The organism is Nonomuraea roseoviolacea subsp. carminata (assembly GCF_024172185.1).
Taxonomy (GTDB): Bacteria; Actinomycetota; Actinomycetes; order Streptosporangiales; family Streptosporangiaceae; genus Nonomuraea; species Nonomuraea roseoviolacea.
Genome location: NZ_JAMZEC010000001.1, coordinates 6,948,743 through 6,963,325 on the forward strand (window position 1 = coordinate 6,948,743; position 14,583 = coordinate 6,963,325).

The window sequence follows — 14,583 nt, forward strand, 5'->3', positions numbered from 1 at the left end:
GTAGCATGCAGACACCAGTCAAGACGCGCCTCGTCGAGGTGGTCGTCCCGGTCCACAATGAGCAGCGGGCGCTGCGCAAGAGCATCGTCCGGCTGCACGGCTACCTGACCCGCACCTTCCCCTACGGCTTCCGCATCACGATCGCCGACAACGCCAGCACCGACGGGACCTGGCACGAGGCCCGGCGGCTGGCCGCCGAGCTGTCCCACGTACGGGCCGTCCACCTCGACGCCAAGGGCCGCGGCCGGGCGCTGCGGCACGTGTGGTCGGCCAGCGAGGCCGACGTCGTCAGCTACATGGACGTCGACCTGTCCACCGACCTCGACGCGTTCCTGCCCCTGGTGGCGCCGCTGATGTCCGGCCACAGCGACCTCGCGATCGGCACCCGGCTCTCCCGCGGCGCCAACGTGGTGCGCGGCCCCAGGCGCGAGTTCATCTCCCGCGCGTACAACCTGCTGCTGCGCTCGGTCATGGGCGCGCGCTTCTCCGACGCCCAGTGCGGCTTCAAGGCCGTGCGCACCGAGGTCGCGCAGGCGCTGCTGCCCGCCGTCGAGGACGAGCAGTGGTTCTTCGACACCGAGCTGCTGCTGCTCGCCGAGCGGCACGGGCTGCGCATCCACGAGGTGCCCGTCGACTGGGTGGACGACCCCGACAGCCGCGTCGACGTCCTGCGCACCGCCCTCGACGACCTGCGCGGCATGGCCCGGGTCGCCCGCAGGACGCTGTCCGGCGCCGCCCGCATCCCCGTCCCCCTCCGCGTGCGCCAGGCCGAGCTGCCGCGCGGCATGGCCCGCCAGCTTCCCCGCTTCGCCGTCGTGGGCGTCCTCAGCACGCTCGCCTACCTGCTGCTGTTCTCCGGCCTGCGCCAGGCCGTCCCGGCGTTCACCGCGAACGCCGTCGCCCTGCTCGTCACCGCCGTGGCCAACACCGCCGCCAACCGCCGCTTCACCTTCGGCGTCACCGGGTCGTCCGGGGCGCTGCGCCAGCAGGTCGAGGGCCTCGTCGCGTTCCTCGTCGGGCTCGCCCTGACCACCGGCGGCCTCGCGCTGCTGCCCGCCGGCGTCTCGCACGGCGTCGAGCTGGTCGCCGTGGTCGTGGCCAACGCGCTGGCCACGCTCGTGCGGTTCCTGCTGCTGCGCGTGTGGGTCTTCAACCCCCGGAGGAACGCCCGATGACGACCGCCGTGAGCCTGGCCGGCCGCCGCCGCGCGTCCCGGCGCGCCGCCGCCCCCGCGCCGCGCTGGTCGCGGCCCGCCCTGTGGGCCGTGCTCGCCGCCGCCTTCGTCCTGTACGCGTGGGCGCTCAGCGGGTACGCCAACGAGTACTACGCCGCCGCCGTCCTGTCCGGCACCAAGAGCTGGAAGGCGTTCTTCTTCGGCGCCGTCGACGCGGGCTCCTACATCACCGTGGACAAGCCGCCGTTCGCGCTCTGGGTGATGGGACTGTCGGCCCGGGTGTTCGGGTTCGGGACGTGGAGCATGCTGCTGCCGCAGGCCGTCGCGGGCGTGGCCGCCGTCGCCCTGGTGCACGGCGGTGTGCTGCGCGCCTACGGCGGCGTCCGGCAGGGGCATGTGGCCGCGCTGCTCGCGGCCGTCGTCATGACCCTCACGCCCATCACCGTGGCCATCAACCGGGACAACAACCCCGACACCGTCCTCGTGCTGCTGCTCGTGCTGGCGGCGTGGTTCTGCCTGGAGTCGCTGCGCACCGGGCGGCTGCGGCCGCTGCTGCTGTGCGCGCTGTTCGTGGGGCTCGCGTTCAACACCAAGATGCTCCAGGCGTACCTGGTGGTGCCGGCGTTCGCGCTCGCCTACCTGGTGTGCGCCCGGGGGACCGTGGCGCGGAGGATCGGGCACCTGCTGGCGGCCGGCGCCGTGCTGGCGGTCTCCAGCGCCTGGTGGATGGTGATCGTGGACCTGTGGCCGGCCGGGTCCCGCCCGTACATCGGCGGATCGACCGACAACTCCGTCCGGGACCTCGTCATCGGCTACAACGGCCTGGGCCGGATCTTCGGCCAGGGCGGCCCCGGCGGGTCAGCCGGGTTCGGCGGGGGCGCTTCCTTCGGCGGCGAGTCAGGTGCCGGGCGGCTGTTCAACGACATCATGGCCGGGCAGATCTCGTGGCTGCTGCCGTTCTGCGCGCTCGCCCTGGCGTTCGCGGCGCTGACCCGCTGGACCGCCCGCCGCGCCGCCGCCGAGGGGGCGGCCGGAGATCCGGACGGCGCGCCCGCGACCTCGCCTTCGGACGGCGTGCCCGGGGGCGGCGACCGTGACGGCGCGAGCGGTGCGGCGTGGCTGGTCTGGGGCGGCTGGCTGGCCGTCCACTACGTGGTGTTCAGCTTCTCCAGCGGCACCTTCCACCCGTACTACACCACCGCCATGGCCCCGGCCGTGGCCGCGATCACCGGCATGGGCGGCGTGCTCATGTGGCGGGCCTTCCGCCGGTCGCGGACCTGGGCGTGGGTGCTGCCCCTGGCGGTCGCGGTCACGGGCGGCTGGTCCTTCGCCGTGCTGCGCCGCACCCCCGACTTCGTGCCGTGGCTGGCGTGGGCCGTGCTCGCCGCCACCGTCCTCGCCGTCGCCGGGCTGGCGACGGCCGGGCTCGTCCTCGCCGGCCGCGGTCGCCTGGCCGCCCGGGTCGCCGTGGGCGCGCTGGCCGCCACGCTGGTCGCCGGGCTGGCCGGGCCCGCCGCGTACGCGGTCTCGCCGCTCGGCTCGCGGGTGAACGGCACCAACCCGACCGCAGGGCCGTCGGCGGGCCGCACGGGCTTCGGCCCCATGGGCGGGATGCCCCCCGGCGGCATGCCGCCCGGTCAGTACGGCGCCTTCCGCGGCCGGTTCCCCGAGGGCACGCGGCCCCCGCAGGACGGCCAGAACGGCCAGGAGCCGCAGGCCGACGGCCGGAGCGGCCGGATGACGGGCGGCCCGGGAGGCGGCGTCGGCGACTCCATGGTCGAGTACCTGCTGGCCCACCAGGGCCCGGCCGAGTGGCTCGTCGCCGTGGACAGCGCCCAGCAGGCGTCCTCGATCATCCTGTCCACCGGCAAGCCGGTGATCGCGATGGGCGGCTTCACCGGCAGCGACCCGGCCATGACCGTCGATCGTCTCAAGGAGCTCGTCTCCTCCGGCCGGCTGCGGTACGTGCTCGGCGGCGGCGACCGCGGCGGTCCCGGCCGGGGTGACAGCGAGGTCTCCACCTGGGTGCGGGAGAACTGTGCCGCCGTGGACGGCCAGGACGGCCTCCACGACTGCTCCGCCGCGGCCTCCTGACGGATATAGGCTGGCCCGGTGCGGAGTACGTCCCGGGCCGATCAGGCAGACCAGCGCAGGGCCGAGCTGCTCGAGGCCACGCGCAAGGTGGTGCTGGAGCGGGGTCTGGCCCACACCAGGATCGCCGACATCGCCAAGTCGATCAACGTGAGCGGTGGCCTCATCCACTACCACTTCGCGACCAAGGACGAGCTGATCACCGCCATGCTCCGGGCTACGCTCGACATCGAGAGCGCCAAGCTCGACGAGCTGGTCGCGGGCCCGGGCTCGGCGGTGGAGCGCCTCGACCGGGTGCTGCGCTACTACATCCCGGAGTCGCCGTCCGACCAGAGCTGGCTGCTCTGGATCGACGCGTGGAACACCGCGCTCAGGGAGCCGGCCGTCAACGAGATCATGCTGGAGCTGGAGACGGCCTGGCTCGACGCGCTGGCCCGGGTGCTGTCCGACGGCACGGAGGCGGGGGAGTTCGCCTGCGAGGACCCGGCCGGCGCGGCCGAGCGGATCGACGCCATGCTCGACGGGCTCATCATCCGCTATACCCTGCATCCCGACGTGCTCGACCGGGGGCGGCTGCTGGCCCACGCCCGCACCGCCGCCGCCGGCGAGGCCGGCATCCCGGTGACGTCCTTCTCATGACGGTTACGTCATGACGGGGCCGGGGCTCTCCCGGCGCGCTCAGGCGGGCAGCGCGGCCAGGAGGAACGCGAGGCGGGCCGCGGCCGACTCGACGTCGTCGGCCGTGCCGAGCCGGTAGCCCCACGAGGTGACGAAGCTGCCGTCCTCGGCGCACGTCACGGTCTCGGCGAGCGTGGTGGAGAAGCGGTTGCGCACCGACACGTACGCCGGGTCACTGGCCAGCGAGAGGCTCTGGACCGCCAGATCGGCGTGACGACCGGCGTGCCACGCGAACCGCTCAAGGCTGAGCGCGGTATCCAGCATCATGCGTCACCTCCGCAACGTCTCCCGCGACAGAATTGCACGATCTTGTGGAGGCGGGCAAGCAATTGCGAGGATCAATGCGCGGATTGTTTCCGATATTGGTCAAGAACGCGGATGATGACGTCCCTGCCGTCCTCGTCGAAGACGGCCACCTTGGCGAAGTCCTCGAAGGCCCGCACGTAGAAGGCGATGTCGTCCGGGTCCCGTAGCACCAGGTCCTTGGTCAGGGTGGCGACGCCGACCATGGCGTCGTTGTAGATCCAGAACCCGTTGATCGGAGCGGACGGCATCTCCGCGGTGTAGGGGACGACCCCGAACTCGACGTTCGGCAGGGTGCTGACGGCCAGCAGCCGGTCGAGCTGGCCGCGCATGACGTCGAGCGGGGCGAGCCGGGTGTGCAGCGCCGACTCGGGCAGCACGAACCGGAACGTCCGCGCGCGGTCGTAGAGGATCTCCTGGCGCTGCATCCGGACCCGGACCGCGGCGTCGATCTGCTCGGGCGCGCTGTAGAGGCGCTTGACCTTGCTGAACACGTGCCGGGAGTACTCGGCGGTCTGGAGCAGGCCGACGATGATGTTCGGCTCGAACACCCGGAAGAGCCGGGTGCGGGCCTCCAGGTCGCGGATGTCCTCCTGGAGCGCGGCCAGGCCGCTGCGGTGCCGCTGCTTCCAGTCGTCGTGCCGCTCCAGCAGCGCGATCGCCTGCCGGATCAGGTCGTCGGTGGTCTCGGCGCCGGCCCCCACGGCCTGCGCCCACACCACGACGTCGTCCTCGGTGGCCGTCTGCCGGGCGTTCTCCAGGCGTGAGACCTTGGACGGCTGCCAGCGCAGCCGCTCGGCCAGGTCCTTCCCCGACAGGTGCGCGGCCTCGCGAAGCTGCCGGAGCTGACTGCCGAGGTCGATCCGCGCCTGCTGAAAGGACGTCACGCCGCAAGAGGCTAGACGGGACGGGGTGGATCATGCCAGAGGCAGTGGCGCAATCGTGACCAAGCAACAGCGGAATGTGGCGAACCGGATGCCGGATCGCTCTTTCACGGTGTCGGTGGCTCCGCCAGAACGCGGCGGGCGATCTCGGTGATCAGCTCCCGGGGCACCTCCACCGCGTCCTCCCCGTCGAGGACGTCGCGCAGGTCGGCGAGGGCCTCGGGATCGGTCAGCCGCAGGCCCTGCACCACGATGGTGCCGCGGTCGGTCTCGTACAGGGTGGGGCAGGCGCCCGCCTCCGACGTGGAGCCGAGGAACCGCATGCGCATGGTTGGGTCCTTCCCCCATGGACAAAGATCTGCAATTGCGCGCAATTGTATGGCTCGCAGGGATACATCCGATCGTTTTTGGAAAAATCGGCATATTGGGGCAGAGGGGGGATTCTCCGGTCAGAAAGGCCGACAGGGAAAGTCAGCCCGCGGATCAGCCCAGAGCCTGCATGAACGGGAGGAACTGCCGGGTGCGGTCACCAGGCAGGCTCCCGTTCCGCACCATAAGAGAGACCTCCCACGGCCGCCCCATCCCGTGGGCCACCGCCCAGGCGACCAGCTCCTCCTGGGCGAGGTCGAGGTCCATGCGCACCTCGCCGCCGGCGTCGAGGGCCAGGTCGCCGATCAGCGCTCGCGCCGTGGCGGGGTCCTCGGCCACGACGGGACCGATGACGACGTCCGTATCGTTGCGCCAGCAGTGGCCGAAACCCTTCTCCGCCACCCGGACGGAGACCCCGAACCCGAACATGCGACGCAGCACCTCCGACCGGTCGGTGCCGAAGATCTCCGCGTCGAGCGCCAGGATCGCGCCGAGGTCGTCACCGGTCGCCGGGCGGGTCACGCCGGACGGCTCGCCCGCGAACACGCCGGTGTGCTTGGCGACCCGGCCCACGGTGCGGAAGCCGAGCCGCTCGTACAGCGGGCGGCCCTCCTCCGTGGCGTGCAGCGAGACGGTACGGTCGCCGGCCTCCTCCAGCGCGTGCTCCATGAGCGCGCGGGCGAGCCCCTGGCGGGCGTGACGCTCGGCGGTGAGGACCATGCTGATCACGGCGTGGTCGTGGCCGTAGCGGGTCAGGATGTTCGTCGCCGCCAGCCCGTCGCCGTCGGGCGCGTCGATGCCGTAGCCCTGGCCGACGTCGAGCAGCAGCGCCCACTTGTGGCGTTCGGGCCCCCACTGGCGCGAGGTGGCCAGGCGGGTGCAGGCGTCCAGGTCGGCTGAGCCGAGGCGGCGGATCCTCATCACGCCCGGCATCCTTCCGTATCCGGAAGCGGGCTCACAAACCGTTTTGTCCCGCTGTCCCCATCGCCTGGTGGGTTTGGTGGGGTATAAGAGAAAGGAGCGTGTCGTGGCGGTTGATGTGGGTGGGACTACCCGGCAGGGCGGCCTCATCAGCCGCGACGACGCGCTCCGCCCCGCGCGGGCCGTGCCCCGGTGCCCCGGGGCTCAGCCGCTCACCTGCGCCATCCCGAGCAGCAGCATCGCGTCGTGGTCGGGGGTGCCCGGTTCCGCCTGGTAGACGACCAGCCGATGCCCGTCGCTGCGCGCGACGGTCAGCACCTCGTACGTCAGGTTCATGGCGCCCACGGCCGGATGCCGGAAGCACTTGCGGCCGTTGGCCCGCTTGCCCACGTCGTAGCGCTCCCACAGGGCGGCGAACTCCCGGCTCTTGACGGCCAGCTCACCCACCACGGCGACCACGTCGGGCGCGTCGGGGTACGTCCCCGCGGCGGCACGCAGATGGGCCACCGTGGCCGCGGCCACCTCGTCCCAGTTGCCGTAGACGCTTCTGCCCTGCGGGTGCAGGAAGGTGTAGCGCGCGGTGTTGCGCAGCGGGGCCGGCCACTCCTCGATCCCCGGCAGCAGCCGCATCCCCGCCTCGTTGGCGGCCAGCAGGTCGTTGGCCCGGCTCAGCACCTGGGCGGGGTGCGGGGCGACGATGTCCAGCAACCGGCGCACCTCCGCCCTGACCTGCCGGACCGGCCGGACGGCGGCGGGCCTGGCCGCGGGAGCGTTGGCCAGCTCGAACAGGTGCTTGCGCGCGTCCTCGTCCAACCGCAGCACGCCCGCGATCGCCTCCAGCACCGCCGGGCCGGGATTGCCCTGCTTGCCCTGCTCCAGGCGGGTGTAGTACTCGATGCTCACCCCGGCGAGCATCGCCACCTCCTCGCGGCGCAGCCCTGGCGTCCGGCGGCGCCCGGTGGTGGCGGGCAGGCCCGCCTCCTGGGGCGCGATCCGGGACCGCCGCGCCCGCAGGAACTCGCCGAGATCGGTCTTCGCTGCCATCGCCCCAGTATGTCGCCCCGCCGGCGGCCCGAGGGTGGCCCTGCCAGGGCACCCCTTCGGCGGGCCTGCCTCACCGCCTTCCGCGGCAGGCAAGATGCCATCGCACGCTGATCGGGCACCGACCAAGGAGACAACGATGGCAGTCGTGGCAATCGTCGGATTGGGCATCATGGGCCGGGGCATGGCCGCCAACCTGGCCCGTGAGGGGCACGAGGTGGTCCTGTGGAACCGCAGCCAGCTGCGGCCCGAGGTCCTGTCGGCGATCCCGGCCGACGCGCGGATGGCGGCCACCCCGGCCGAGGCCGCCCGCCGGGCCGACGCGGTCTTCGAGGTGACCGCCGACGACGGGTCCTCGCGCGCCGTTTGGCTGGGCCCCGAAGGCATCCTGGCCGGCGCCCGCCCCGGCACGGTCCTGATCACGTCGGCCACCCTGTCGGTCGACTGGATCGCCGAGCTCGCGGCCGCCTGCGCGAAGCAGGACCTCCCCTTCCTCGACATGCCGGTCACGGGCGGGGCGGAAGGCGCAAGGACCGGCAACCTCACGATGCTGGCCGGCGGCGACGCGGCACTGCTGTCCGGTCTCGACCCGGTGCTGGGGGCCGTCGCCCGGCAGGTCAGGCACTTCGGGCCCGTCGGCGCCGGCACGCGCTTCAAGCTGGTGCTCAACACGTTGCAGGCCGTGCACATGGCCGCGTTCGGCGAGGCGATGAGGCTCGCCGCGGAGGCCGGGCTGGACCTCGGGCAGGTGGGGGCCGCGCTGCTGGAGCGGCCCGGCGGGGTCGTCACCAAGCTGGCGCACGACAACCTCGTCAGCCCGCCCGACCCGATCAACTTCTCCGCCGAGTGGGCGCGCAAGGACCTCGACTACGCGTCCCGCCTGGCGGGGCCCGACGGGTACCCCTTCCTCGACGCGGTGCTCGGGGCCTTCACCCGGGTCGTGGCCGAGGGCCGGGGCGGGGAGGACTGGAGCGTCGTCAACCGGCCCGCGTCCTGACCGGCTCCGGCCTGTCGGGGGCCGGTCAGGACGGCCGCTCCGAGGAGTCCGGCAGGAGGTCCTCGGGGACGTCCACCGGACAGGCGCGCAACTCCTCGCCGAGGGCCTTGGCCTGCGGATCCATGCGGGGGCTGGCGGCCACGCCGCGGCCCAGCAGGCCGTGGACGACGAAGTTCAGGGCGCGCAGGTTGGGCAGGTCGTGGCGGTCGATGCGGTACGGGGCCAGCTCGGGCAGCAGCTCCTTCAGCCGGTCCACGGTGAGGGTGGCGGAGAGCCAGGCGTGCCGTTCGGGGGTGCCGACCCAGACGCCCAGGTTGGCGTTGCCGCCCTTGTCGCCCGAACGGGCTCCCATGATGCGACCCAGGGGGATCCGCCGCATCCGCGTGACCGGCATCTCCTCTCGCCGGCCCGGCGCCAGGGGGGCCTCGGCTGGTGCAGGGCCGTTCGCCTCCTTCCCCACGGGAGCTGGTGCGGGGTCTTGTGAGTCCTGCGGGAGGGGGCGGCCGTCGAGGTGGACGGTCCAGGGGACCTCGGCCGCCGGGACCAGGACCGGCCAGTAGATCCCGTACGGCGACGCGTCCCCCGGGGGCGTCAGCGCGTGGAAGCCCGGATAGCCCGCCAGCCCCGTCTCCACCACCGCGGAGGAGAAGACGCGGCCCGCCGTGCGCCGGTCACGGTCCATGACGGTGATCCGCAGCAGCCCCCGGTCCGTGAGCGTGACGTCCACCTGGTCGAACGACTCCCGCGGCACCCGCGCCCAGATCGCCTCCTCCGCGACCCGCGCCTTGTCCGCCACGTCCAGGCCCGTCAGCACGAGCGTCATCGTGTTGCGGTAGCCGGCCGGGACGGTCACCGCGACCTTGAGCGTGTCCGGCGGCGGCTCCCCGCGCGTCCCCGTAATCCGCACCCGGTCAGGACCGTCGTCCGACAGCGTGACGGTGTCGAAGCGCGCCACCACGTCCGGGCCGGGATAGCGCGGTCCGGCGATCTCGTACACGAGCTGCGCCGTGACCGTCCCCACCGAGACGAGGCCGCCCGTGCCGGGGTGCTTGGTGATGACCGACGAGCCGTCGGCGTGCAGCTCGGCGATCGGGAAGCCGCAGTGCGCGAGGTCCGGGACGTCCTGGAAGAACGCGTAGTTGCCGCCCGTCGCCTGGCAGCCGCACTCGATGACGTGGCCCGCGACCACCGACCCGGCCAGGGCGTCCAGGTCGTCCGGGCCCCAGCCGTAGCGCCACATGCCCGGGCCCGTCACCAGGGCGGCGTCCGTGACGCGGCCCGTCACCACGACGTCGGCCCCCGCGGCGAGCGCCCGGGCGATGGGCCGCCCGCCGAGGTAGGCGTTGGCGGTCAGCGGCTCGGCGTCGAGCCGTTCGCCGGTGTCGGCGTTGACCAGGTCGAGCGGCCGTCCCATGAGGTCGTCGCCGGTGACGTGCGCGACGGCGGGGGACAGGCCGAGCCGGGCGGCCAGCTCGTGGACGGCCTCGGCGCAGCCCGCCGGGTCGAGGCCGCCCGCGTTCGTGACGATCTTGATGCCGCGGTCGAGACAGGGGCCGAGCACGTCCTCGAGCTGCCTGAGGAACGTCGGCGCGTAGCCGGGACGGCCCTTGAGGCGGTTGCCGGCCAGGATGAGCATGGTCAGCTCCGCCAGCCAGTCGCCGGTGAGCACGTCGACGGGACCGCCCTCGACCATCTCGCGGGCGGCCGAGAGCCGGTCGCCGTAGAAGCCGCTGCAGTTCGCGATGCGGAGCGCCGTCACAGTCACACCTCCGGCGGCGCGGTGACCGTCATGACGGCTTCTCCCCGGAGGACTCAGCCGGCTTGACCGACTCGTCCGGCTTCTCCTCGCCCGGCGCGGCCGGGACCCAGGACGGCGGGCGCTTGGCCATGAACGCGGCGATCCCCTCCTGCCCCTCCCGGGACGTGAAGCGCTGCGCCGACAGCGCGGTCATCCGCCGCAGCCCCTCCTCGAACGGCATGGCCGGCACCTCGCGCACCAGCCGCTTGGTGATCGCCAGCGCCTCCGGCCCGCCCTTGACGAGCATGTCCGCGTAGTGGGCGACCGCCGCGTCCAGCTCCTCCGCCGGCACGGCGCGCGACAGCAGCCCGATCTCCACCGCCCTGGCGGCGTCGAACACCTCGCCGGTCATCAGGTACTCGGCCGCCGCCCGGGGATTCAGCCGGCGCAGCACCGGTACGGAGATCATCGCCGGCACCACGCCGAGCCGTACCTCGCTGAACGCGAAGGACGCCGTCAGCGGCGCGACCGCGAAGTCGCAGGCCGCCACCAGGCCGAGGCCGCCGGCCCGGGCGGTGCCGTTGAGCCGGCAGATGACCGGCTTCGGGCTCTCCCAGAGCAGCGCCATGATCTCCGGGAACGACGCCGTCACCGGCGCGTCGGCGGCGCCCGAGGCGGGCTCGATCCGCTGCTCCTTCAGGTCGGCGCCCGAGCAGAAGACCGGGCCGGTGCCGGTCAGCACGATCACCCGTGCCTCCGGCTCGGCCAGCGCCCAGGTCAGCCGTTCCTCCAGGTCGCCGAGCAGCCGCACGGACAGCGCGTTGCGGTTCGGCGGCGAGTCGAGGGTGATCGTGGCCACTCCGCCGGCGAGCTCCCTGTGGACCAGGCGCGTCATGTGTTCTCCTCGTCGATGATCGCCAGCACCGCCCCGGCCTCGACCTGGTCGCCCGTGCCCACGCGCAGCGCGGACACGATCCCGGCGGCGGGCGCGGTGATCCGATGCTCCATCTTCATGGCTTCCAGCACCAGGACGGCCTGTCCCTTGCCCACGCGCTGCCCTTCCTTGACCTCCACGCGAAGGACGCCGCCCGGCATGGGCGCGAGCAGCGAGCCGGGGGCGGCCCGCTCGACCGGCTCCGGCAGGCGCGCGAGCGGCGTCAGCTCGGCGTGGACGCCGCCCGAGTCGACGTAGACCCTGCCGCCGTGGCGGGCGACCTGGAACGCCCGCCGCACGCCGTCCGCCTCCAGCACCACCAGCTCCGGCTCGGCGGACACCACGGCGACGCCGTCCGGCAGCGGGTCGTAGACCGTCTCGGCCTCCTCGAAGCGGGCGGTCCGCGGCTGCGAGCGGACGTTGCGCCAGCCGCCGGGAAGGCTCGCGAGGACGCGGGCGTCGCGGCGGTTGGCGGCGGCCCCGGCCAGGGCGGCGGCGAGCACGGCGAGCGGCGGCGGCCCCGGCGGGTCCGCGGGCAGCAGCGTGCCGCGGTGCTCGTCGAGGAAGCCGATGTGCGTGTCACCGGCGCGGAACGCGGGATGGTCGAGGACGGCGACCAGCAGGTCGCGGTTCGTGGTGACGCCGTGCAGCCGGGCCCGGCGCAGCGCCGCCGCCAGCTTCCGGACCGCCTCGCCGCGCGTGGCGCCGTGCGCGATCACCTTGGCGAGCATCGCGTCGTAGTACGGCGGCACCACGGAGCCCGGCTCCACCCCGGAGTCCACGCGGACGCCGTGCCCCGGGATCTCGACGTGCGCCAGGACGCCCGTCTGCGGCAGGTGGTCGCGGTCCTCGGCGTACAGGCGGGCCTCGACGGCGTGGCCGCGCGGCCCCGGCGGCGACTCCGGCAGCGCGGAGCCCTCGGCGATCTCGATCTGGAGCCGCACCAGGTCCACCCCGTACACCAGCTCGGTCACCGGGTGCTCCACCTGGAGCCGGGTGTTCATCTCCAGGAACGCCACCCGCTCGCCCTTGACCAGGAACTCCACGGTGCCCGCGCCCACGTAGCCGATCGCCCGGGCCGCGCGGACCGCCGCCGCGCGCAGGCTCTCGCGCACGCCGTCGCCGATCCCCGGCGACGGGCACTCCTCGACGACCTTCTGGTGGCGGCGCTGGATGCTGCACTCGCGCTCGCCGAGCGCCCACACCGTGCCGTGCGTGTCGGCGAGGACCTGCACCTCGACGTGCCGGGCGCCCTCCAGCAGCGGCTCCACGAACACCGTGCCGTCGCCGAACGCCGCCTCGGCCTCCCGCCGCGCCGACTCCACCTGCGCGGCGAGGTCGGCGGGGGAGCGCACCACGCGCATCCCGCGCCCGCCGCCCCCCGCCGACGCCTTCACCAGCAGCGGGTACGCCGGCTTCCCGTCGTCCTCTCCCGGTACGGCTCCTAGCGGGAGATCCGCGCCGGCCGTCCACGAAGGCAGGACCGGGACTCCCGCCTCCGCCATCAGCCGCTTGGCCGTCACCTTCGACCCCATCGCGGCGACCGCCTCCGGCGGCGGCCCCACCCACACGAGCCCCGCCTCCAGCACCGCCCGCGCGAAGTCCGCGCTCTCCGACAGGAACCCGTAGCCCGGGTGGACCGCGTCGGCCCCCGAGGCCCGGCACGCCGCCACGATCCGGTCGATCGCCAGGTACGTGTCCGCCGGGCGCGTGCCGGGCAGGCGTACCGCGGCGTCGGCCTCGGCCACGTGCGGCGCGCGGGCGTCGGCGTCGGAGAACACCGCGACGGTCTCCACGCCGAGCTCACGGCAGGTCCGGAAGACGCGGCGGGCGATCTCGCCCCGGTTGGCCACCAGCAGACGGGTGATCACGGCCGGAACACCCCGTATCCCGCCGCCTCGGGCACCGGCGCGCTGTTGACCGCCGACAGGCACAGCCCGAGCACGGTCCGGGTGTCGCGCGGGTCGATCACCCCGTCGTCGTACAGCCGCCCGGACAGGAAGAACGGCAGCGACTCCGCCTCCACCTGCGCCTCCACCATGGCTCGCATCGCCGCGTCGGCCTCCTCGTCGTACACCTGCCCGCGCGCCTCGGCGGAGGCGCGGCCGACGATCGACAGCACCCCGGCGAGCTGCGCGGGCCCCATGACCGCGGACTTGGCGCTGGGCCAGGCGAACAGGAACCTCGGGTCGTAGGCCCGGCCGCACATGCCGTAGTTGCCCGCGCCGTACGAGGCGCCCATGACCACGGTCAGGTGCGGCACGGTCGAGTTGGACACCGCGTTGATCATCATGGCGCCGTGCTTGATGATGCCGCGCTGCTCGTACTCCTTGCCGACCATGTAGCCCGTGGTGTTCTGCAGGAACAGCAGCGGGGTGCGCGTCTGGTCGGCGAGCTGGATGAACTGGGCCGCCTTCTGCGACTCCTCGCTGAACAGCACGCCCCGGGCGTTGGCCAGGACGCCGAGGGGGTAGCCGTGCAGCCGCGCCCACCCGGTGACCAGCGACGCGCCGTACAGCGGCTTGAACTCGTCGAACTCGCTGCCGTCCACGATCCGCGCGATCACCTCGCGCGGGTCGAACGGGACGCGCAGGTCGTCCGGGACGAGGCCGAGCAGCTCCTCGGCGGGAAGGGCGGGCTCGCGCACCGGCGCGAGCGGCCGGGCGCCGAGCTTGCGCCAGCCGAGCGAGCGGACGATCCGCCGCCCGAGCCGCAGCGCGTCGTGCTCGTCGGCGGCGAGGTGGTCGGCCAGGCCGCTGACGCGCGCGTGCATCTCGGCGCCGCCGAGCGACTCGTCGTCGGACTCCTCGCCGGTCGCCATCTTGACCAGCGGCGGACCGCCGAGGAACACCTTCGCCCGGTCGCGCACCATCACCACGTGGTCGCTCAGCCCGGGCACGTAGGCGCCGCCGGCGGTCGAGTTGCCGAAGACCAGCGCGATCGTCGGGATGCCGGCCGCCGACAGCCGCGTCAGGTCGCGGAAGACCTGACCGCCCGGGATGAAGATCTCCTTCTGTGTCGGCAGGTCCGCGCCGCCGCTCTCCACGAGATTGACGTACGGCAGGCGGTTCTTCAGCGCGATGTCGGAGGCACGCAGGGTCTTGCGGAGCGTCCACGGGTTGGAGGCGCCGCCCCGCACCGTGGGGTCGCTGGCGCAGACCACGCACTCCACGCCCTCGATCACCCCGATGCCCGTCACGACGCTCGCGCCGACGTGGAAGTCGCTGCCCCAGGCGGCCAGCGGCGACAGCTCCAGGAACGGGGAGTCGGGGTCGAGCAGCAGCTCGATCCGCTCGCGGGCGAGCAGCTTGCCGCGGGCGCGGTGCCGCTCGCGGTACTTCTCGCCGCCGCCCGCCACCGCCTTGGCGTGCTCGGCGTCCAGCTCGGCCAGCTTGGCCAGCATCGCCGCGCGCCGCCGCGTGTACTCGGGGTCGCCGGTGTCGAGCCTGCTCC

The 14,583-nt window shown here is 73.6% G+C and carries 13 protein-coding genes; 4 read left to right on the forward strand and 9 right to left on the reverse strand.

Annotated features, from left to right (window positions below; genetic code table 11):
* The first annotated feature begins 5 nt into the window (after positions 1 to 5).
* The 3 genes from HD595_RS32065 to HD595_RS32075 are packed head-to-tail and all read left to right on the forward strand — an operon-like array spanning position 6 to position 3,904.
* Positions 6 to 1,175 carry a bifunctional glycosyltransferase family 2/GtrA family protein gene (locus HD595_RS32065; RefSeq protein WP_253775548.1) on the forward strand — a complete coding sequence of 390 codons (1,170 nt, stop codon included), beginning with the start codon at positions 6 to 8 and terminating at the stop codon, positions 1,173 to 1,175.
* Positions 1,172 to 3,268, forward strand: a complete 2,097-nt coding sequence (locus tag HD595_RS32070; protein WP_253775550.1) for a glycosyltransferase family 39 protein — start codon at positions 1,172 to 1,174, stop codon at positions 3,266 to 3,268. Before HD595_RS32065 ends, HD595_RS32070 begins: the two co-directional genes overlap by 4 nt.
* Before the next feature lie 18 nt (positions 3,269 to 3,286).
* Positions 3,287 to 3,904, forward strand: coding sequence for a TetR/AcrR family transcriptional regulator (locus HD595_RS32075; RefSeq protein WP_253775552.1), 618 nt, complete (start codon positions 3,287 to 3,289; stop codon positions 3,902 to 3,904).
* A 39-nt stretch (positions 3,905 to 3,943) separates the two neighbouring features.
* Here the strand turns inward: HD595_RS32075 and HD595_RS32080 are convergent, their stop codons facing one another.
* From HD595_RS32080 to HD595_RS32100, 5 genes are all read right to left on the reverse strand, one after another.
* The gene (locus HD595_RS32080; protein ID WP_253775554.1) at positions 3,944 to 4,210 is read right to left on the reverse strand and encodes a hypothetical protein; all 267 of its coding nucleotides are present in this window, start codon (positions 4,208 to 4,210) and stop codon (positions 3,944 to 3,946) included.
* A gap of 71 nt (positions 4,211 to 4,281) precedes the next feature.
* Positions 4,282 to 5,133 carry a helix-turn-helix domain-containing protein gene (locus HD595_RS32085; RefSeq protein ID WP_253775556.1) on the reverse strand — a complete coding sequence of 284 codons (852 nt, stop codon included), beginning with the start codon at positions 5,131 to 5,133 and terminating at the stop codon, positions 4,282 to 4,284.
* A 104-nt stretch (positions 5,134 to 5,237) separates the two neighbouring features.
* Positions 5,238 to 5,459 carry a hypothetical protein gene (locus tag HD595_RS32090; RefSeq protein ID WP_253775558.1) on the reverse strand — a complete coding sequence of 74 codons (222 nt, stop codon included), beginning with the start codon at positions 5,457 to 5,459 and terminating at the stop codon, positions 5,238 to 5,240.
* Between the two features lie 154 nt (positions 5,460 to 5,613).
* On the reverse strand, positions 5,614 to 6,420 hold the full coding sequence (locus tag HD595_RS32095; RefSeq protein ID WP_253781388.1) for a GNAT family N-acetyltransferase: 807 nt from the start codon (positions 6,418 to 6,420) through the stop codon (positions 5,614 to 5,616).
* A 204-nt stretch (positions 6,421 to 6,624) separates the two neighbouring features.
* Positions 6,625 to 7,464 carry a helix-turn-helix transcriptional regulator gene (locus HD595_RS32100; RefSeq protein ID WP_253775560.1) on the reverse strand — a complete coding sequence of 280 codons (840 nt, stop codon included), beginning with the start codon at positions 7,462 to 7,464 and terminating at the stop codon, positions 6,625 to 6,627.
* 136 nt (positions 7,465 to 7,600) lie between these two features.
* Here HD595_RS32100 and HD595_RS32105 point away from each other — a divergent pair, with 136 nt between their 5' ends.
* Positions 7,601 to 8,458, forward strand: a complete 858-nt coding sequence (locus HD595_RS32105; RefSeq protein ID WP_253775562.1) for an NAD(P)-dependent oxidoreductase — start codon at positions 7,601 to 7,603, stop codon at positions 8,456 to 8,458.
* A 25-nt stretch (positions 8,459 to 8,483) separates the two neighbouring features.
* On the opposite strand, the gene HD595_RS32110 is transcribed toward HD595_RS32105, so the two are convergent.
* The 4 genes from HD595_RS32110 to HD595_RS32125 are packed head-to-tail and all read right to left on the reverse strand — an operon-like array spanning position 8,484 to position 14,533.
* Positions 8,484 to 10,217, reverse strand: a complete 1,734-nt coding sequence (locus HD595_RS32110) for an acyclic terpene utilization AtuA family protein (RefSeq protein WP_308211284.1) — start codon at positions 10,215 to 10,217, stop codon at positions 8,484 to 8,486.
* Between the two features lie 28 nt (positions 10,218 to 10,245).
* The gene (locus HD595_RS32115; RefSeq protein ID WP_253775564.1) at positions 10,246 to 11,091 is read right to left on the reverse strand and encodes an enoyl-CoA hydratase-related protein; all 846 of its coding nucleotides are present in this window, start codon (positions 11,089 to 11,091) and stop codon (positions 10,246 to 10,248) included.
* A complete protein-coding gene (locus HD595_RS32120; protein ID WP_253775566.1) occupies positions 11,088 to 13,001 on the reverse strand; it encodes an ATP-binding protein in 1,914 nt (637 codons plus the stop codon). The genes HD595_RS32115 and HD595_RS32120 overlap by 4 nt, the downstream gene beginning before the upstream one ends.
* Positions 12,998 to 14,533 (reverse strand): acyl-CoA carboxylase subunit beta, encoded by a 1,536-nt coding sequence (locus tag HD595_RS32125; protein ID WP_253781390.1) that lies wholly within the window; start codon positions 14,531 to 14,533, stop codon positions 12,998 to 13,000. Before HD595_RS32125 ends, HD595_RS32120 begins: the two co-directional genes overlap by 4 nt.
* Between the last annotated feature and the right edge of the window lie 50 nt (positions 14,534 to 14,583).